Raw genomic sequence first — 19,132 nt, 5'->3', positions numbered from 1 at the left:
TATCAATAGATCACAACAAACGAGTGCATCTTAGTCCGTTTGCCCTTATCCTTATCCCCCGCCACAAAAACACATTTCCATCCCCCTGTTGGAATGTGTCTCGCAAGATCTGTATCGTCAACATCACTCATGACAGCATTGTCAGACGGAGCCTTGTAATGACCGTAATGCAGCACGCCCTTAAGATCCGCCGCCCAGATGACTGGCATCTCCATCTTCGCGATGACGAAATGCTGAAAACCGTTTTGCCGCACACGAGCCAGCACTTTGCCCGTGCTATCGTGATGCCTAATCTGGTTCCGCCGATCACCAGCATTGCTCAGGCGCAGGCCTATCGCCAACGTATTCTTGATGCTGTTCCAGCAGAGCATACCTTTACACCGCTGATGACCTGTTATTTAACCGATGGCTTAGATGCCAACGAGTTAATATCTGGCCACGCTAACGGCGTGTTTACCGCCGCTAAGCTTTACCCTGCCAATGCAACCACCAATTCCAAACATGGCGTAACCTCCGTGCCAGGGCTTTACCCGCTATTTGAACAAATGCAGAAAAGCGGCATGCCTCTGCTCATTCATGGCGAAGTCACACTGCATGATGTTGATATTTTCGACCGCGAGGCGCGTTTCATTGACGAGGTGATGCTGCCATTACGTCAGAACTTCCCTGAGCTAAAAATTGTCTTCGAACATATTACCACTCGAGAAGCCGCCGAGTTTGTTACTGAAGGTGACGAGTATCTCGCGGCTACAATTACGCCACAGCATCTGATGTTTAACCGTAACCATATGCTGGTTGGCGGTATCCGTCCGCATTTATTCTGCCTACCAATATTGAAGCGCAGCACCCACCAAGAAGCCTTGCGTAAGGCAGCGACCAGCGGCAACACCCGCTTCTTCCTTGGTACAGACTCAGCACCTCATTCACGGCAGCGTAAAGAGTCTAGCTGTGGCTGTGCGGGTGTATTCAATGCACCAACGGCGCTTCAGGCCTATGCTACGGTATTTGAGCAAGAAGATGCGCTACAGCACCTCGAAGCATTCTGCTCTCTCAATGGCCCGGCATTCTATAACTTGCCCGTTAACGACAGCTATATTGAACTGGTACGTGAGCCTGCTACCATCGCAGAATCCATCCCCTGCGGCGATGATACGTTAATCCCATTCTTGGCTGGTGAAACCGTTCAATGGACGGTAAAGGCCTAGACTCGCGCACAGAGTGATACCTAAAAGTTAAACTAACCCACTCCTCAGAGTGGGTTATTCAATAAAATGGAAGATGAAATGAATAATACGGAGAACCTACTTGAGCTCCGAAACATTTGCTTTAGCGCAGACCAACAGATCATTATTGATAATCTCTCTCTTACGCTTCAGCCCAACGAGTTCAAAGTTATTACCGGCCCTTCAGGCTGTGGGAAAAGCACCCTGCTGAAAATTATCGCCTCGCTGTTTCCTCCAACTTCGGGTGATATTTTCCTTAAAGGTAAAAATATCCTCACCCTAAAACCAGAGACGTATCGCCAACAAGTCTCATATTGCTTTCAAACCCCCGTTCTGTTCGGCGACACGGTCAGTGACAATCTTCAGTTTCCCTATAAAATCCGCGGCGACAAAGTTGATTTAGAAAAAATAAAGCGTGGATTACTACAGTTCGACCTTCCGCTACACACGCTAGATAAGAAAATCGATGACCTTTCAGGCGGTGAAAAACAGCGCGTTGCTTTGCTGCGCAATATCCAATACCTGCCAGAGATCCTATTACTAGACGAAATAACCAGCGCGCTAGACGATAAAAACAAGCAAATTGTGCATCAGGTGATTGATGATTTAATTACACGCGCCGGCATTGCCGTTTTATGGGTCACCCACAACAGCGACGAAATCAGCCAGTCTCATAACCTTCTGCGCATGACAAAATACGAAGCACCAGAGGCCAAACAATGAGCGAACATAATATCACCGACCAATCGTTAATCATGGCATTAGCCCTTGTGGCCATTGCCCTGCTTATCAGCGGTAAAGAAAAACTCGGGTTAGAGAAGGATATTATCTGGAGCGTTACCCGTGCGATTATTCAGCTCATTATCGTTGGCTACGTACTGAAATATATTTTCAATATCGATCACGCGCTGCTCACGCTGTTAATGGTGCTTTTCATCTGCGTCAACGCGGCCTATAACGCTAAAAAGCGCAGCAAAGGTTTAAGCCATGCTTTCGTAATTTCTCTCATCGCTATTGTGACCGGCACCGCACTCACATTAGCCGTTCTGATCGGCAGCGGCTCCATTACGTTCACTCCTATGCAGGTCATTCCCATCTCCGGCATGATTGCGGGTAATGCGATGGTTGCCGTTGGATTATGCTACAACAACCTGCGTCAGCGCTTTGCCGACGAAAAACAGAAAGTCCAAGAGATGTTGAGCCTAGGAGCCACGCCGAAGCAATCATCCGCGGCGATTATTCGTGCCAGTATAAAAGCAGCACTGATCCCCACCGTTGATTCCGCTAAAACCGTTGGTTTAGTCAGTCTTCCTGGAATGATGTCGGGTTTGATTTTTGCGGGAGTCGATCCGGTAAAAGCGATTCGCTACCAAATCATGGTGACATTCATGCTGCTTTCAACGGCCAGTCTTTCCACCATCATTGCGGGCTATCTTGCCTACAAGAAATTTTATTCTGATCGTTCACAGCTATTGTAGCTTCAGTTATTGAAGCTCCTGTTATTGAAGATCGAAGTTTAAAAATAGGTAGTTTAATAATAAGCAGTTTAATAGCAAAAAGCCCTGCGTAATCAGCAGGGCTTTTTATTCGATGCTATATCAGCGATCGATTATTTCACACAGCGAGTGCATTGCTCTGATTGGATCACTTGGAAGAAGTCATTACCTTTGTCATCAACCAAAATAAACGCAGGGAAATCTTCAACTTCAATTTTCCAAATGGCTTCCATACCCAGCTCAGGGTATTCCAGACACTCAAGGCTCTTAATACTCTGCTGCGCCAGAACCGCCGCTGGACCACCAATGCTACCGAGGTAGAAACCACCGTGTTTCTTACACGCATCTGTGACTTGCTGGCTACGGTTACCTTTTGCCAACATCACCATGCTGCCGCCGTTAGCCTGAAGCAGATCAACGTAAGAATCCATACGGCCAGCCGTTGTTGGACCTAAAGAACCAGATGCATAACCTTCTGGAGTCTTAGCCGGACCCGCATAATAGATAGGATGATCTTTAACGTATTGAGGCAGGTCTTCGCCGTTATCTAAGCGCTCTTTCAGCTTCGCATGAGCAATATCACGGCCAACAACAATAGTGCCGCTCAGCGACAGACGAGTTGAAACCGGATACTGAGAAAGCTGCTGCAATATTTCAGACATCGGACGGTTCAAATCAACCTTAACCGCTTCGCCCTCACCGGCTTTACGCAGGTGCTCAGGAATGTATTTACCCGGGTTGCTTTCCAGTTTTTCAATCCAAATACCATCGCGATTAATCTTCGCTTTGATATTTCGATCCGCGGAGCAGGAAACGCCCATCCCGACTGGACACGATGCGCCGTGGCGAGGCAAACGAATAACGCGCACGTCGTGAGCGAAATATTTCCCACCAAACTGAGCACCCAATCCCAAATTCTGTGCTTCTTTCAGCAGTTCTTGTTCCAACTCAATATCACGGAAGGCCTGACCATGCTCATTACCTTCGGTCGGCAAGCCATCATAGTATTTTGTCGACGCCAGCTTGACGGTTTTCAGCGTAGACTCAGCTGATGTGCCACCGATAACAAATGCAACGTGATAAGGAGGACAAGCCGCCGTACCCAAAGTACGCATTTTATCCACCAGATAGTTTTTCAGTTTGCCTGGCGTCAATAGCGCTTTGGTTTCTTGGTAGAGATAGGTTTTGTTCGCAGAGCCGCCGCCTTTAGCAATACACAGGAATTTATATTCATCGCCATCGACGCTGTATAAATCAATTTGTGCAGGCAGGTTGCTGCCGGTATTCACTTCTTTATACATATCCAGCGCCGCATTTTGCGAATAGCGCAGGTTGTCTTCGATATAAGTGTTGTAGACACCGCGAGACAGCGCCGCTTCGTCACCGCCGCCGGTCCATACTCGCTGGCCTTTTTTGCCGACGATAATTGCCGTACCCGTATCCTGACAGGTTGGCAGAATGCCTTTTGCCGCGATCTCTGAGTTACGCAGAAATTGCAGGGCAACATATTTATCGTTCTCGCTGGCTTCAGGATCGTCCAAAATTTGGGCGACTTGCTGCTGATGTGCAGGACGCAGCATGAAAGAAGCATCGTGGAAAGCATGCTGTGCAAGAAGAGTCAGCGCCTGTGGCTCAACCTTCAAAATTTCCTGCCCTTCAAACTCGGCAACGGACACATGATCTCGACTTAACAGATAATATTCAGTCTCGTCTTTTTTCAGCGGGAACGGATCTTGGTAATGAAATGGCTTATTTGACATTTTTTTCTCACTTGCAACATCAGCTTCAGTAGATTCACACTCACGCGGCCTGTTCTTCGCCGGCTCACTGTGTAAAGAAAACACCACCACCTTACGTGTTTTTAGCCTGTTGATTCTTGAGCTAAATCCAAAATATACCCTCTAATTATAAAGGGGTACTTTTTGAATAGGTGCTTTCCGGTTTCACAGGGTGAGAACTGCGGGTACAGACTATTTATGTCTACATTTATTATCCCGCAGTTAACACAATGATTACAATCACTACAACCCGATCGGTATCTCAATGTGGCACATTACTTCTGTAATGCGCACAAAAAAGCGGCCCTAAGGCCGCTTCACATAAATAATCTTGGTTATGCGTTTTTGTAGCGTTCAGCCAGCGCGTTCGCGGCAACCATCGCTTCATAAACATCATCCACCGTCAATTCCATTGGCATATTGCCCATGGTATCACCGTCAGCGCAGGCAATTTCTGCTACCTTGCGCCATTCAGCCTCAACGAATGTTTTCAGTCCCATATCCTGCAACGTCAGTGGCAAACCAGCAACTTTGATGATGCGCACGACTTCGTCGATTTCTGCACGCGGTGCATTTTCCAGCACCAGCTGCGTGAGCAGGCCAAACACCACTTTTTCACCGTGCTGCGCGCGATGTAAATCAGGCACCGCTGACATACCATTATTCACCGCATGAGCTGCTGCTAAGCCACCGGCTTCTGCGCCGACGCCGCTGAGATAAATCGTCGCTTCAATGGTTTGTTCCAAAGCGGGCGTGGAGACTTTGTTTTTCACCGCATCCATTGCCGCATCCACGTTTTCACTCAGCAATTGATAGCAGAGCTGCGCTAAGCCTAGACCGGTACGGGAAGGTTTTTTCAACACAAGGTTAACGCCATCGGCCGCATAGCAGGCGCGAGCCTCAAAGTAAGTCGCTAACGCATCCCCCACGCCAGCAGCAAAGAAACGCACCGGCGCGGCGGCAATAATAGAGGTATCGGCAATAACGGCATCTGGATTTTGTGGCAGGAATAGATAACGCTCAAACTCGCCTTGTTCGGTGTAAATCACGGCTAGAGCAGTACAAGGCGCATCGGTAGACGCAATCGTTGGGAACAAAATAACGGGGAGTTTGTGGTAATAAGCAACAGCTTTTGCTGAATCTAACGTTTTACCGCCGCCAATACCGACGATAACATTGGCCTGCTGAGCCTCGGCTAAAGCGCCTAAGCGTTTAATCTCAACTTCGGTACACTCATAATTGAATTTCTCACTAACGCCCTTCAATCCGGCTTGTTCAAGCCCCGCGATAGCTTCGTTATTCACCCGCTGCAAAATAAATTCATCGCTGATAATGAAGGCATTATCGCCAAAATCTTTCACGTAATCATGCATCTGCTGAAGAAGACCACGTCCTATGACAAATTTTTTCGGTGGAAGTAACCGTGCGAGGTGTTTTATTCATGGTGACACTCCTAAAAATGGCAGCGTGATTTGCTGAAGGTGATTTTTTGTTAGGAAAATATTTACCTTTTTTAAAGGATACGCTTTCCAAGCCCCCTAAACTACCTTCAGAAGGAATAAGCTAACCATTTAGGGTTATCATTTTATCAAGGCTATATTTTCAGATAAAAAGAGAGGTTTCGACGAAAAAACAAACACTGAAATAGTTAAATAGCCTTATAAAATCCCGTCAATTACACGTAAGAATTTTCTATCTCCGGTTTTATTCTATCCGAAAATTAAAGAGCTAATTCATATTACAAATAAAACTAAACAGCCGCTTTATTTGCATAATTCTAGGGGCTACCATTTGAAATATGGCTTACTTTTGATGGAGTGTCAGTATGAATATTGCCTATGATAGAAACAGAAATCCCTTACGTGTTGGTGCTCATGTTATTGAAAATGGCACACGCAGAGTCATGGTGATCAAAGCAATTAACGATGAAAAATTGGCAAGAGAAAAAGTTCGCGCGGCAAAATGTGTGCTTTGCAATGGTGATCCTAATGCTTATGCCCCTCAAGATCTCATCTTACTTGGACATTAACAACATTAAGACCCGCCCTCACTCTTTTATATATACAAAAAAGCCTGAACAATTAATGCTCAGGCTTTTCTTTTGAGAAATAACTAAATTTAGTCTTTTTTCTCAAGCAGATGACGATAAATCAAGCCACCAATAATCCCACCAATAATTGGCATTACCCAGAACACCCACAGCTGTTGCAGCGCCCAGGTACCTTGGAAGATAGCAACGGCAGTACTACGTGCTGGGTTAACCGAGGTATTCGTCACCGGAATGCTGATCAGGTGAATCAAGGTTAACGCTAAACCAATCGCTAACGGCGCAAAGCCTGCTGGTGCACGTTTGTCAGTCACACCATGGATAACGATCAAGAAGAAAGCGGTCAGGACAATTTCAGCGACGATAGCTGCTTGCAGTGAGAATCCACCTGGTGAATGCTCGCCGAAACCATTAGATGCAAAGCCGCTAGCCGTGGCATCAAAGCCCGCTTTACCGCTTGCAATAACATAAAGAATAGCGGCACCAACGATACCACCAATAACTTGAGCGACGATATATGGCACAACTTCTTTGGCGCTAAAACGACCGCCGGCCCACAGGCCTAAAGTCACCGCAGGGTTGAAATGCCCACCAGAAATATGGCCTACAGCATACGCCATAGTCAAAACGGTCAGGCCAAATGCCAATGCAACACCGGCGAAACCAATGCCTAACTCAGGAAAACCTGCGGCTAATACGGCACTACCACAGCCACCAAATACTAGCCAGAACGTACCAAAAAACTCTGCCGATAATTTTTTAAACATTACTACCTCAGCAATCAAAATAATGGTTCATTAGCAGCGATATGTTTATTCCGCTGCCAATACCGTATCTTTTATAGGCACTTTGATCAGGCTATGTTCTATATGAAATAAAAAGCAAAAGATCGCTTGCTTAACTCTCTCCGCGTACAAACGATTCTTACATCCATGTCAAAATAAACCTAATTCCCACACGTCCCGTGTTGAGAAATAAGCTTTATTTAAATAGGTATCCAATTTTTTTACGTATTCTCCACAAGTTTCATTTTTTCTCAAGAAAAAATTAGTGAGATTATTCTGAGATAACCTTGGGAATCAGTCTATTAATCTAATGTCTATTACATAGACACCATTTATGCAACAACTCACATAACCTGCATAGTTAAATTCTATACGATCTTTGACTAATAGCCTTTTTTGGTCGAAAAAATTCACATTATTTTTTATGGATTGATATGCGGCTTAGAAATATCTGCTTTTTGACACACTTCGGTAAAAATCTGCATTCTTTCGCAAGTTTTATCCACGGCAAAAACCATCATATAGCAGAAGATAAGGAATCCAACGAGGCAGGATAGGATAAGGAGTAGTTTTGTTTTCATCGGCAGTTAGATAAAGGCATGGATCGCTGTTAACGTGGGCTAAGCCAACAATACCAGAAGAAACTTAAACTAACGCTCTACAGGTTTATGTAAGCTCTATCAAACAGCACATAATGCTAACAGATGAAACGCACTCGGCACGAAAAGACACGCGCTACATGGAGGCGCCGAACACGTTTCTCTGTTACCACTTGCTCGTAGCCTCCAAGGATAGGATCGCTTGGCAAAAGTTTCAAGCCTGTACAATCTCAACATGTTGTAATTTAAGGATTAGACTATGAAGGCAAACCGTTTAATCTAAGCCCTATAAAACGTAACGCATTGACATCATTATCAAATAAAAAAGCCAGCCATTCGGCTGGCTCCTATAGAGCATGTTACGACGCGATAGGAACAATCGTACTCTTATAGCGTTCAAGCACGGATGAATTCGCATCCTGTGGATTTTTCAATGCCCACAGATTGCGGTTAATACCATCATTCACTAAGTAGATAACGCCGGTTTCAATCGCTGACATTACGCAAAGCATAACGGGTTCATTAGTGGTGTAGCCAATTTCACCTTCCAGCAGTCGCTGGTAATCGATATATCTAAATACGCCGGCCTGCACTTCATAAGACAAGATAGTTTTACTGGTATTTACTGACGACAAAACCTGTCCTGTATTCACATCCACTACGCGCAGGTTAACCGCAATCTGATCAAGCTGATATTGCGTACTGGCACCAATACCAAAGAACCTAGCCCCTGCCCCTCCAGATTTCACATTGCTTTCATAGCCAATAATCGATCCTTCAACCAGAACATTGGCCGCAACTAAAGAAGAAAGCTGATGCTGGTTATTTACAGCTACGGTGCCATTTTCTTGTGCAGCGCGAATAATTTTTCTCTCATTTAACAGATTCTGCAATCCCTGACGCTCTAACGGAATAAACCACCCAGAATCTTTCAATGCTGAAACCAGCATGGCGGTTGCACTTTGTGGCACTGCTGTAGAAAAGTTACTGGCTGGGTAAGGTTTAAACTGCCCCGTTTCATCTTGAATATTGTAAACCGAAACAAATAGCTTACCTGCGGGCTCCGGCAAATGCGTTAAATCCTGATAGCTTTGTGCCCGCGGCATTAACGTTGGTTTTGCAGCTTGCTTAGGCGGTGCCGTCAAACATCCGCTTAAAAAAAGTACCGAAATGATCAATAAATAACTGCGCATGGCTCATCATCCCGTTTTAATTGGTTTTAATGCTGGAGAGTCCATCAACTTCGATGGTTGAGGATTTTCCCGTCGTGCGATCAAAAATATTCATCGTTAATCGCCCATCGGTATTTTTCACATCAACAATAAAATCCTTGGTCACTAGTCGCCCAGGTTTCCCTTGGCTAATATTTCCCATCAGATTTCCCAGCAGTTGCGATTGAATCACTGAGGTAAAATTATCTAGCGGTGAAGGCGTTGAAGTATCGAAATCATAGCCGTTAGGATCTTTATACGAATTTTGAGCATTGGCTTCATTTAATAAAAATGAGCCGTTATTTGGGTTTCCACCAAAGTTAGGATTAACAAACTGAAAAACCATATTGCCCCCCCAAGAAACGGGGGATATAAACAAAGCGATTAATGCTATATAGGAAACTCGCATGGGTACCCCTTAAAACTCATCAGCGGTTAAGTCACCCGTGTTGAGTAGCGCTTTATCAATGGTACGGCGTGATAAAGACTCACTAACGCTCTCAATAGCCACGGCGACGTCTTTGTCAAAGCTACGTTTATTTGGAAATAAAAAGGTTTGATAGACTGTATCCTGTTCAATTTTGATCGTGATCCAACTTCCCCAGCGCGCACTGGGTCTTTCACTAATGGTTAGCGTTCCCGGATATTCCCTTTCCCAGTTATCACTAAAATCTCGATAAAATGCATGCCCTACGGATGTTACCGTGTGGTCAGTAATTAAACCTGGAACTTCAATTTCGGCCGCAGTTACCTGCTTTGCCCCGCAGCTTAAAAAGGCAAAGAGAATAAAAATAAGTATTTTTTTCATCGTTCAACGCCTGAGATTATCGTTAGCCCATGAAACGGCCTGTGTCCGGTTTTTCACCGAGATTTTTTTAAACAGATTATAAAGGTGTGTTTTGACAGTATTTTCACTGATAAACAAAAGCCGCGCTATTTCAGTATTTGAAGCACCCACGCGTAATTTGTTAAGAATTTCCTTTTCTCTATTTGTTAATCCCGTTGATTCTGGACTGTGATAACGATAGTGCGCAGATTGGCTAATAAGGTAGCTTGCAACACTTTGACTAAAATAGCATTCTCCATTAATGACGCTTTTGATTCCCTCGACTAAAGAGCCCTCGTCCATAGACAAATAAAAGACAGCACTAATATTTGGCCATGAACCTATATCCTGATATTGATAGTCATCAGGAGTATTTAAGAGGAGTAATCTATTTTTTTCTCGGCAGCGGCTCAGTTCTGATTGCCACAGAACAGTGGTTCGCCTGTCTGCTTCCATCAAATCGAAGAGAAATAATGTATTGTCCACTGAATCGTTTAAATATTTGTTGATGTTATGTATTTTGGCATTTACATCTAGCATGGACTTAATTTGGTGTAGTAGCGCAGTCGCCTGTAAAGACGGTCGAGTAATGAGAACTAATGAGTAGTTTTGATTCGCTGCTTCATTAAGCATAATAACAACCTACCTAGATGCGACGCGCAGCGCTCTCTGTTTTATAAAACACAGATTGATGACACGCTACATTTACGCTGCTGTGTAAAAGGCAGTGCACAAAATAATTAAGGATGCACAGAGTTAAATTGTATATACCATCGTTTTCTTCGGGCATATTACATGATTCAATCTAGACATTGGCGCATCTAGCGCAAGTGCCATTTGTGTTTCAAAATGTTTCTTGATATTTATAAATAATTCTTATGGTTAATTTAAATACTCGAAACGCTTAATATTCCCTTCACAGTTCTACGCTCAAAATAACGGAATCACTCATCGTAAAATTCAAAGTAAAAATAAAAACCTTATTAAATAGTACATTAAAAGACATTCATACTTCCCCTACTCACTTTTAGTTAGCTAGCTCTGTATATATTCATTTATTTTCCTTAGGTAAGTGGTATCAAGATTGTATCTTTAAGAGGTTATTATTCATCAGGCTGCGCATCATGCTTCCGCATGAATTTGATATCGAGGCTCGCCGTGCTTACCGGTTTTGCAAGATCTCATAAGCGATGTGTGTTGGCTCGAGCATTCCATAAAAACAGCGCTTGTTTTCTACTCAAACCGACAGGCAGCAGAATAAAATTTTTATTTTCTTTTGCTAACAATAAGTAAACGGCAGAAATAATTCTTTTTCATGACCCTTTTTTATCAAAATACAACTTATAGGTGAGGTATTTAATTTTTCTTACGCACATACTCAAATCGTAAATCGGAATATTCCTGAAAAGCACATCAGGAAATCAGACGGGCACATTTCTGGCTTGTTTTCTTACTGACCGAATTACGTTAGGACGGCAACATGAAAAAGTTTGTTTTAGCAGCAACTCTGTTAACTGCGCCTTATTTAGCGATAGCTAATAATGATTTTGCTCGCTCTGAAATAGTCACAGGGTTTAGTGACATTAACAGTAATTACAGCCAAAGCATGGTAGTTAATCAAATAGGCAGCAGTAATAGAGCATATTCAAATCAGCAAGGAATTAATAACCATGCGGTTATTATTCAACAAGGAAACGGAAACCAAGGCAGAATCAATCAGTCCAGCAGCAATAACAATGCGTTAATTGCTCAGCGTGGAACAGGTAATTCTGCGGATATAACACAGCTTAGTAGCAATAACACCGCTGTTATCGCTCAACTCGGCAGTGGGAATAATGACAGCATCATTCAAGACAGCTTTGGTAACTCTGCTTATATATTTTCTCGCGGGAAAAACAATATAACGCAAATTAACCAAACGGGCACAAACCGGTCCGCCGGTGTTGTGCAAAATGCATCAGGCATGGCCATTAGAGTTACACAACATTAGTTATCGTTTATCTGATACACACATCTGATTCTATAACCGACGGGGTAACATCATGAATAAGTGGAAAATCATCGCCGCATCAAGCTTTGTCTTCGCTATGGGTAATGCAATGGCATTAACGAACGCGCCTTATTTCTTCCAGTTTACGCCTCAAACCGCTTGGGCCGGTGGTGAAGTACAAGTTTACCAAAATGGCGCAGGCAATAATTCCAACGTTGCGCAAGACTCAGCTCTCTGGTCAAAAGCCTCAGTATCACAAAACGGTGCGCTGAACTCAGCTACAGCAGTCCAAAATGGCAATTTAAGCGTGATTGACATTGATCAAACCGGAGGCGGACATAAGGCGATTTCCGGCCAGAATGGCAACCTATCCGTCACTGAAGTGAAACAAGACAGCTTCTTAGGTAGCACCGCCTTGACTAACCAAAATGGTAACTTCTCCAAAACTGCCGTGATCCAAACCAGTGTAGGCGCAAACAGCGCCACTACCATCCAAAATGCTGATGCTGCTGTGATTGTGGTCCGCCAAAATGGCTTTGCCAACAATGCTTATACCAGCCAGAACTCCGACGCATCGTACTCCAACGTTAATCAGGTTGGCTCATTTAACGTATCAACTGTAAATCAAAACTAGTTACCTCGTTCCCTCTATAAAACAGGGCCTAGCCCTGTTTTATTTTTTTATTCGGAGCCTGAAATGCATACATTGCTTATCGCTTCTCTGCTATCCAACCAGCTTTGGTTTGATACTACGCAAGATGGTCAATATTATGTTCTTACACCTATGGCGTCTGTCACGACGTCGTGCCTGTGTCATATTGATGTTGATGTCATTCGCCGTAGCATCCACGGTGAAAGTACGTCCCGGCAAAAAGGTGCTATTCAGCTCATGGCAAATCAAAAGCAGGCCTTAGGCCAGATGAGCTTCCCCGTTCAGCAAGGAGACTGGCTGCAGGTCACTATCGTATTAACCGATGGGGATAAATTGCGGATTGAAAAACAGGTTATTCTGCCGGATAAAGTTTAAGGTAATAGGCTTTGCTCCAAATAAAAAAGGAAATGCCTTTTCAAGCATTCCCTTTCGTTATCAACAGCGCTTAATGGTTAAACGGTTTTAAATTCCGCTTCTGCATCAGCAAAACGCGTTTGAATCGCTTGAGACGGTGTTTTACCCATCAGGCTCACTACCACGATTGCAACGCTGGCAAAAATAAAGCCAGGAATAATTTCGTACAAATTAAACCAGCCATACTGTTTCCAAATAATGACGGTCGCCGCACCGATAATCATACCCACCAGCGCACCATTACGCGTCATTCTCGACCACATCACCGAAATCAGAACGACTGGACCAAACGCAGCGCCAAAGCCTGCCCAAGCATAGCTCACTAAACCTAAAACTCGGTTTTCAGGATTTGCAGCCAACGCAATCGCGATCAGCGCCACGACTAACACCATCAAACGTCCGACCCAAACCAGCTCGCGCTGTGAGGCTTTTTTACGGAAGAAAGCCTTGTATAAGTCTTCGGTAATCGCGCTAGAACACACTAACAGCTGACAGCTTAACGTACTCATTACCGCAGCAAGAATTGCCGACAACAATATTCCCGCAATCCACGGGTTAAATAAGATCTTCGCCAGTTCGATAAAGACACGCTCGCCATTTTCAGAAACGGTTCCCGCTTGGCTTGGGTTATTCTCAAAATAGGCAATACCGAAGAAACCAACTGCAACCGCGCCGCCTAAGCACAGAATCATCCATGTCATGCTGATCCGGCGTGCTTTACGAATAGTATGGTGTGAATCAGCCGCCATGAAGCGCGCTAAGATATGTGGCTGACCAAAGTAGCCTAGACCCCACCCCATTAATGAGATAATCGCGATCAGATTCAGCCCCTTGAACATATCGAGGTTTGCTGGGTTTTTAGCTTCGATCACCAACATCGAGGTATCAATACCGCCCACGGCTAAAATAACGATAACCGGGGTTAAGATCAGAGCAAAAATCATCAGGCTGGCCTGAACGGTATCCGTCCAGCTTACGGCCAAGAAACCACCGATGAAGGTATAGATAATTGTTGCTGCCGCACCGGCCCACAACGCTGTCTCGTAACTCATTCCAAAGGTGCTTTCAAACAGGCGAGCGCCCGCCACAATGCCGGAAGCACAATAGATAGTGAAGAACACCAAAATGACAATTGCCGAGATCACTCGCAGCAGTTTGCTGGTATCTTCGAAGCGACTCGTGAAATAATCCGGCAGCGTCAGTGCGTTATTATTGGCCTCGGTGTGAACGCGCAAACGCCCTGCCACCAGCTTCCAGTTCAGATATGCCCCCACGGTTAAACCAATCGCAATCCAGCTTTCAGAGATCCCTGAAAGATAAATCGCGCCAGGAAGCCCCATCAATAGCCAGCCGCTCATATCGGAAGCGCCTGCCGACAGCGCCGTGACAACGCTGCCTAAACTGCGTCCGCCCAAAATGTAGTCATCAAAATTATTCGTGGCGCGATAAGCCACTAAACCAATGACGATCATTCCCAAGATGTAGACCAAAAAGGTCACCAACATCGGTGTACTTATCATGCAGGTGTCTCCGTATTTTATTTATGCCCAAGACTCAGGCTTATTTATGCAAATTGTTTCGTTTTAAAAATCGGCCACATCGGAACGATGACGTGGCCGAACCCCATCTCAAATAAAACCAATAAGGAAAATCTAAACGTCGGCATCTTATGAACAGGCGGGTTTCATTAACAAGTTTTTTAACCTAAAAGTTACACAAAGTTTACCACCCATCACATTTTATGCGGTGACTGGTTGCAACTCAAATCCATTTGCATGCGCCAACGCAGATTGAGCATAAAAATATCCCTTTAAATTATAATGAATTATTCATCTTATAGTGCAACCATCAAACTGACATGCCCTTATTGTTCGCATTCTATCCGTTAGCGTAAAACCTGCGCTATTTCACACATTGAACACTTAGGTCATTTAACAAGGTTGCACAAAGTTGCAACATTCATAATGAACGGGATATGCTCAGGCTCTACCTTAAAAAAATAAAACGGAGTAGGACGGCATGGGCACCACCACTATGGGTGTAAAACTTGATGAAGCGACTCGAGATCGTATTAAAGCCGCCGCACAGCAAATCGATCGCACGCCGCATTGGGTTATCAAACAAGCCATTTTCAATTATCTTGAGCGAGTAGAGAGCGGTAGCGCCCTGCCGGAGCTTCCTCTCCCCGCTTCTGAGACTATTTCTAACGACACCGAAGAAACTATCGCGCCTCAGGAGCAGCCTCTTCAGCCGTTCCTCGATTTTGCCGAACAAATTCTACCGCAGTCGGTTTCACGTTCCGCGATCACGGCGGCCTATCGTCGTCCTGAAAATGAAGCCGTTTCCATGCTGCTAGAACAGGCCCGCATGGCACCGGAACTTGCTCAGTCAACGCACCAGATGGCGTATAAAATTGCGGAAAAGCTGCGTAATCAGAAAAGTGCAAATGGCCGTGCCGGAATAGTGCAAAACCTATTGCAGGAATTCTCACTCTCGTCACAGGAAGGTGTGGCGCTGATGTGTTTAGCCGAGGCTTTACTGCGTATTCCAGATAAAGCCACGCGCGATGCGCTTATTCGCGACAAAATCAGCAACGGCAACTGGCATTCTCATCTGGGTCGCAGCCCATCGCTGTTTGTTAATGCCGCAACGTGGGGATTACTGCTGACCGGTCGCTTAGTGGCAACTCACAACGAATCTAACCTCTCGAGCTCACTCAACCGTATTATTGGCAAGAGCGGTGAACCGCTGATCCGCAAAGGTGTGGATATGGCGATGCGCTTGATGGGCGAGCAATTTGTGACGGGCGAAACCATTGCTGAAGCGCTGGCTAATGCGCGTAAGCATGAAGATAAAGGCTTCCGTTACTCTTACGACATGCTGGGTGAGGCCGCGCTGACCGAAGCCGATGCCCAACGCTATATGATTTCGTATCAGCAAGCGATCCACGCCATCGGCAAGGCATCGAACGGGCGCGGCATCTATGAAGGCCCAGGGATTTCAATCAAGCTTTCAGCCTTACATCCACGCTACAGCCGTGCCCAATACGAGCGCATGATGGACGAGCTTTACCCTCGCCTTCTCTCTCTGACCTTGCTGGCACGCAGTTACGACATTGGTATTAATATCGATGCTGAAGAAGCCGACCGCCTTGAAATCTCGCTCGATTTGCTTGAACGTTTATGCTTTGAACCCGACCTCGCCGGTTGGAACGGCATTGGCTTCGTTATTCAGGCCTATCAAAAACGTTGTCCTGCGGTGATTGACTATGTGATCGATTTAGCACAGCGCAGCCATCGCCGTTTGATGATCCGTTTGGTGAAGGGCGCATACTGGGATAGCGAAATTAAGCGCGCTCAGGTTGATGGACTTGAAGGCTATCCGGTTTATAGCCGCAAGGTGTATACCGATGTGTCTTACTTGGCCTGCGCCCGCAAACTACTCGGCGTGCCTAACGCCATATATCCGCAGTTTGCCACGCATAACGCCCATACGTTGTCGGCCATTTATCATTTGGCAGGACAAAACTACTATCCGGGTCAGTACGAATTCCAATGCCTGCATGGCATGGGTGAACCGCTGTACGATCAGGTCGTCGGGAAAATTGCCGACGGCAAATTCAACCGCCCTTGCCGCATTTATGCACCAGTCGGCACGCATGAAACGCTGCTGGCCTACTTGGTTCGCCGCCTGTTAGAAAACGGCGCAAATACCTCATTTGTTAACCGCATTGCCGATACCACGCTGCCGTTAGACGAGCTGGTTGCCGATCCTGTTTCCGCCGTTGAAGCCATGGCGGCCAAAGAAGGCGCGGTGGGGCTGCCACATCCCCGCATTCCATCACCGCGTGGGCTTTACGGCGAAGATCGTCGCAATTCACGCGGTTTAGATCTCTCCAACGAACAGCGTTTAGCGTCGCTTTCCAGCGCACTGCTCAGCAGCGCCAGCACACCGTGGAGCTGCACGCCAATCATTGAAGGGGATGTCTCGAGCCAAGAACAACCTCAGCCCGTGATTAACCCAGCAGAACCCCGAGACATCGTGGGGTATGTGACGCCGTCTAGCGAAGCCGATGTGGAAGCCGCGCTGACCAGCGCCGTCAGCGCCGGTCCAATCTGGTTCTCAACGCCTCCGGCCCAGCGTGCCGCCGTCTTAGAGCGCGCCGCAGACTTAATGGAAGATCAGCTTCAAAGCCTGTTAGGCCTATTGGCTCGTGAAGCCGGGAAGACCTTCAACAACGCCATTGCCGAAGTGCGTGAGGCCGTCGATTTCTTGCGCTATTACGCACAACAAGTGCGCAATGATTTTGCTAATGATACGCATCGCCCGCTGGGACCAGTGGTCTGTATTAGCCCATGGAACTTCCCGCTGGCGATCTTCACCGGACAAGTCGCCGCTGCATTAGCTGCGGGTAACAGCGTATTGGCAAAACCTGCCGAGCAAACGCCGCTGATTGCAGCACAGGCCGTTCGTATCTTGTTAGAAGCGGGCGTTCCTGCCGGTGTGCTGCAACTACTACCGGGCGAAGGTGAAACCGTAGGTGCCAAGCTGGTTGGTGATAGCCGCGTACGTGGCGTGATGTTTACCGGTTCTACCGCGGTTGCTGGCCTATTGCAGCGTAATATTTCAGGCCGCTTGGATCCTCAGGGTCGCACTACGCCGCTGATTGCAGAAACCGGCGGTTTGAATGCGATGATCGTCGACTCATCGGCACTCACCGAGCAGGTCGTTACCGACGTCGTCGCCTCGGCGTTTGATAGCGCCGGTCAACGTTGCTCTGCGCTACGCATTCTGTGCGTCCAAGAAGACATCGCCGACCACACTCTGCAAATGCTGCGTGGCGCGATGGCGGAATGTCGAATGGGCAATCCTGAACGCCTCTCAACCGATATCGGCCCAGTGATTGACGCTGAAGCGAAAGAGAATATTGACCGCCATATTCAGGCGATGCGTGCCAAAGGGCGCGATGTTTATCAGGCCGCCTTTGACCATTCACAAGATAGCCAAGAGTGGCAGCGTGGCACCTTCGTTAAACCTACGCTGATTGATCTTGAAAGCTTTGATGAACTCGATCAGGAAGTGTTTGGGCCGGTGCTCCACGTGGTTCGCTATAACCGTCAGAATCTTGATGCGCTGATTGAGCAAATCAATGCGGCAGGTTATGGCCTAACATTAGGCATTCATACTCGTATTGACGAAACCATCATCAAAGTGACCGAGCAAGCTAAAGTCGGCAACCAGTACGTCAACCGTAATATGGTCGGTGCCGTAGTCGGTGTGCAACCTTTCGGCGGAGAAGAACTCTCCGGCACGGGGCCAAAAGCCGGTGGGCCGCTGTATGTTTATCGTCTGCTGTCTAGCCGTCCTAACGACGCCGTATGCCGTACTCTGGCGCGCCACGACGGCGAGCAAAACATCGACACAACGCAGCGCCAACCGCTATTGGCTGCGCATCAGGCACTCCTAACATGGGCACAGCAAGAGAAAATGACCGAGCTTGCCCAGCATTGCCAAAAGTTTGGTGACTGGTCACAAGGTGGCACGGTTCGTCTACTACAAGGCCCAACTGGCGAACGCAACACCTACGCCCTATTACCACGTGAACGCGTGCTGTGCCTATTCAGCAATGAACAAGATGCCTTGATTCAGTTAGCCGCCGTGCTCGCTGTCGGCAGCCGAGTTCAGTGGATAGACAGCGAAGTTCAGCGCACCCTTTATCGCCGCCTGCCTGCAGCCATACAGCAACAGATCAACGTGGCTAAATCATGGGATGCCGACGGTGTTGAGTTTGATGCAGTGATCTATCACGGCGATTCCGATCAGCTACGCAGCCTGTGTGAACAAATCGCTGAACGTCCGGGTGCAATTGTGTCCGTACAAGGTTTCTCGCACGGTGAAACAGGAATTCTGCTTGAGCGTTTATTGTTAGAACGTTCGCTGAGCGTGAATACCGCCGCTGCGGGGGGAAATGCGAGTTTAATGACTATAGGGTGAGATGCTTAGGATTAGTTCGGTTTAAGGTTTCGTCTGGTGTTAAGTTACGTCCGGTGTAAGTTACGTCCGCCTAATGCACTATTTCTCACATAGGCATTGTGCGGGCGTCCGTGTTAG

General features: G+C 46.5%; 16 protein-coding genes. 8 read left to right on the top strand and 8 right to left on the bottom strand.

The genetic code is table 11. The features are described from left to right. The first annotated feature begins 158 nt into the window (after nt 1-158). The 3 genes from pyrC (at nt 159) to fetB (ending at nt 2,701) form a co-directional block, all read left to right on the top strand. Nucleotides 159-1,205 carry a dihydroorotase gene (gene pyrC / locus DSM2777_RS14675; RefSeq protein WP_061554376.1) on the top strand — a complete coding sequence of 349 codons (1,047 nt, stop codon included), beginning with the start codon at nt 159-161 and terminating at the stop codon, nt 1,203-1,205. A gap of 78 nt (nt 1,206-1,283) precedes the next feature. Continuing rightward, a complete protein-coding gene (gene fetA, locus DSM2777_RS14670; protein WP_061554375.1) occupies nt 1,284-1,946 on the top strand; it encodes an iron efflux ABC transporter ATP-binding subunit FetA in 663 nt (220 codons plus the stop codon). Then, complete coding sequence (gene fetB / locus DSM2777_RS14665; protein ID WP_046457439.1) at nt 1,943-2,701, top strand: iron efflux ABC transporter permease subunit FetB; 759 nt, start codon at nt 1,943-1,945, stop codon at nt 2,699-2,701. Before fetA ends, fetB begins: the two co-directional genes overlap by 4 nt. A 131-nt stretch (nt 2,702-2,832) precedes the next feature. On the opposite strand, the gene fumA is transcribed toward fetB, so the two are convergent. Further along, nucleotides 2,833-4,479 (bottom strand): class I fumarate hydratase FumA, encoded by a 1,647-nt coding sequence (gene fumA, locus DSM2777_RS14660; RefSeq protein WP_025797208.1) that lies wholly within the window; start codon nt 4,477-4,479, stop codon nt 2,833-2,835. Nucleotides 4,480-4,832: 353 nt separating this feature from the next. Next, a complete protein-coding gene (locus DSM2777_RS14655; protein ID WP_237087783.1) occupies nt 4,833-5,858 on the bottom strand; it encodes a glycerol dehydrogenase in 1,026 nt (341 codons plus the stop codon). Between the two features lie 464 nt (nt 5,859-6,322). Between DSM2777_RS14655 and ydfZ the strand changes: the two genes are divergently transcribed. After that, nucleotides 6,323-6,526 (top strand): putative selenium delivery protein YdfZ, encoded by a 204-nt coding sequence (gene ydfZ / locus DSM2777_RS14650; RefSeq protein ID WP_046457438.1) that lies wholly within the window; start codon nt 6,323-6,325, stop codon nt 6,524-6,526. 89 nt (nt 6,527-6,615) lie between these two features. Here ydfZ and aqpZ read toward each other — a convergent pair whose 3' ends face one another. The 5 genes from aqpZ to csgD form a co-directional block, all read right to left on the bottom strand. Further along, the gene (gene aqpZ / locus DSM2777_RS14645) at nt 6,616-7,311 is read right to left on the bottom strand and encodes an aquaporin Z (RefSeq protein ID WP_025797214.1); all 696 of its coding nucleotides are present in this window, start codon (nt 7,309-7,311) and stop codon (nt 6,616-6,618) included. 976 nt (nt 7,312-8,287) lie between these two features. Then, entirely contained in the window at nt 8,288-9,121 is an 834-nt protein-coding gene (gene csgG, locus DSM2777_RS14640) for a curli production assembly/transport protein CsgG (protein ID WP_061554374.1), read from the bottom strand. 16 nt (nt 9,122-9,137) lie between these two features. Further along, nucleotides 9,138-9,548, bottom strand: coding sequence for a curli production assembly/transport protein CsgF (gene csgF / locus DSM2777_RS14635; protein ID WP_061554373.1), 411 nt, complete (start codon nt 9,546-9,548; stop codon nt 9,138-9,140). A 9-nt stretch (nt 9,549-9,557) separates the two neighbouring features. After that, nucleotides 9,558-9,947, bottom strand: a complete 390-nt coding sequence (gene csgE, locus DSM2777_RS14630) for a curli production assembly/transport protein CsgE (RefSeq protein WP_061554372.1) — start codon at nt 9,945-9,947, stop codon at nt 9,558-9,560. A 3-nt stretch (nt 9,948-9,950) separates the two neighbouring features. Next, a complete protein-coding gene (csgD, locus tag DSM2777_RS14625) occupies nt 9,951-10,598 on the bottom strand; it encodes a biofilm master transcriptional regulator CsgD (protein ID WP_061554371.1) in 648 nt (215 codons plus the stop codon). Between the two features lie 847 nt (nt 10,599-11,445). Between csgD and DSM2777_RS14620 the strand changes: the two genes are divergently transcribed. The 3 genes from DSM2777_RS14620 (at nt 11,446) to csgC (ending at nt 12,982) form a co-directional block, all read left to right on the top strand. Then, nucleotides 11,446-11,955 (top strand): curlin, encoded by a 510-nt coding sequence (locus DSM2777_RS14620; protein WP_061554370.1) that lies wholly within the window; start codon nt 11,446-11,448, stop codon nt 11,953-11,955. A 52-nt stretch (nt 11,956-12,007) separates the two neighbouring features. Further along, on the top strand, nt 12,008-12,589 hold the full coding sequence (locus tag DSM2777_RS14615) for a hypothetical protein (RefSeq protein WP_061554369.1): 582 nt from the start codon (nt 12,008-12,010) through the stop codon (nt 12,587-12,589). A gap of 63 nt (nt 12,590-12,652) precedes the next feature. Beyond that, a complete protein-coding gene (csgC, locus tag DSM2777_RS14610; protein ID WP_061554368.1) occupies nt 12,653-12,982 on the top strand; it encodes a curli assembly chaperone CsgC in 330 nt (109 codons plus the stop codon). A gap of 77 nt (nt 12,983-13,059) precedes the next feature. Here csgC and putP read toward each other — a convergent pair whose 3' ends face one another. Beyond that, complete coding sequence (putP, locus tag DSM2777_RS14605) at nt 13,060-14,541, bottom strand: sodium/proline symporter PutP (protein WP_122974897.1); 1,482 nt, start codon at nt 14,539-14,541, stop codon at nt 13,060-13,062. Between the two features lie 499 nt (nt 14,542-15,040). On the opposite strand from putP, the gene putA reads away from it, so the two are divergent. Continuing rightward, nucleotides 15,041-19,015, top strand: a complete 3,975-nt coding sequence (gene putA / locus DSM2777_RS14600) for a trifunctional transcriptional regulator/proline dehydrogenase/L-glutamate gamma-semialdehyde dehydrogenase (RefSeq protein WP_061554367.1) — start codon at nt 15,041-15,043, stop codon at nt 19,013-19,015. The last annotated feature ends 117 nt before the right edge of the window (nt 19,016-19,132 follow it).

This window comes from Obesumbacterium proteus (genome assembly GCF_001586165.1).
Taxonomy (GTDB): domain Bacteria; phylum Pseudomonadota; class Gammaproteobacteria; order Enterobacterales; family Enterobacteriaceae; genus Hafnia; species Hafnia protea.
This window is presented reverse-complemented; position numbering and strand designations above follow the sequence as displayed.

What these genes read in the sequence shown, in the direction of transcription:
- csgD (WP_061554371.1), bottom strand. Translation starts at nt 10,598, where the DNA reads ATGCTTAATGAAGCAGCGAATCAAAACTACTCATTAGTTCTCATTACT.
- DSM2777_RS14620 (WP_061554370.1), top strand. Translation starts at nt 11,446, where the DNA reads ATGAAAAAGTTTGTTTTAGCAGCAACTCTGTTAACTGCGCCTTATTTA.
- csgC (WP_061554368.1), top strand. Translation starts at nt 12,653, where the DNA reads ATGCATACATTGCTTATCGCTTCTCTGCTATCCAACCAGCTTTGGTTT.
- csgF (WP_061554373.1), bottom strand. Translation starts at nt 9,548, where the DNA reads ATGCGAGTTTCCTATATAGCATTAATCGCTTTGTTTATATCCCCCGTT.
- fumA (WP_025797208.1), bottom strand. Translation starts at nt 4,479, where the DNA reads ATGTCAAATAAGCCATTTCATTACCAAGATCCGTTCCCGCTGAAAAAA.
- aqpZ (WP_025797214.1), bottom strand. Translation starts at nt 7,311, where the DNA reads ATGTTTAAAAAATTATCGGCAGAGTTTTTTGGTACGTTCTGGCTAGTA.
- DSM2777_RS14615 (WP_061554369.1), top strand. Translation starts at nt 12,008, where the DNA reads ATGAATAAGTGGAAAATCATCGCCGCATCAAGCTTTGTCTTCGCTATG.
- csgG (WP_061554374.1), bottom strand. Translation starts at nt 9,121, where the DNA reads ATGCGCAGTTATTTATTGATCATTTCGGTACTTTTTTTAAGCGGATGT.
- putP (WP_122974897.1), bottom strand. Translation starts at nt 14,541, where the DNA reads ATGATAAGTACACCGATGTTGGTGACCTTTTTGGTCTACATCTTGGGA.
- csgE (WP_061554372.1), bottom strand. Translation starts at nt 9,947, where the DNA reads ATGAAAAAAATACTTATTTTTATTCTCTTTGCCTTTTTAAGCTGCGGG.
- fetB (WP_046457439.1), top strand. Translation starts at nt 1,943, where the DNA reads ATGAGCGAACATAATATCACCGACCAATCGTTAATCATGGCATTAGCC.
- putA (WP_061554367.1), top strand. Translation starts at nt 15,041, where the DNA reads ATGGGCACCACCACTATGGGTGTAAAACTTGATGAAGCGACTCGAGAT.
- fetA (WP_061554375.1), top strand. Translation starts at nt 1,284, where the DNA reads ATGAATAATACGGAGAACCTACTTGAGCTCCGAAACATTTGCTTTAGC.
- pyrC (WP_061554376.1), top strand. Translation starts at nt 159, where the DNA reads ATGACCGTAATGCAGCACGCCCTTAAGATCCGCCGCCCAGATGACTGG.
- ydfZ (WP_046457438.1), top strand. Translation starts at nt 6,323, where the DNA reads ATGAATATTGCCTATGATAGAAACAGAAATCCCTTACGTGTTGGTGCT.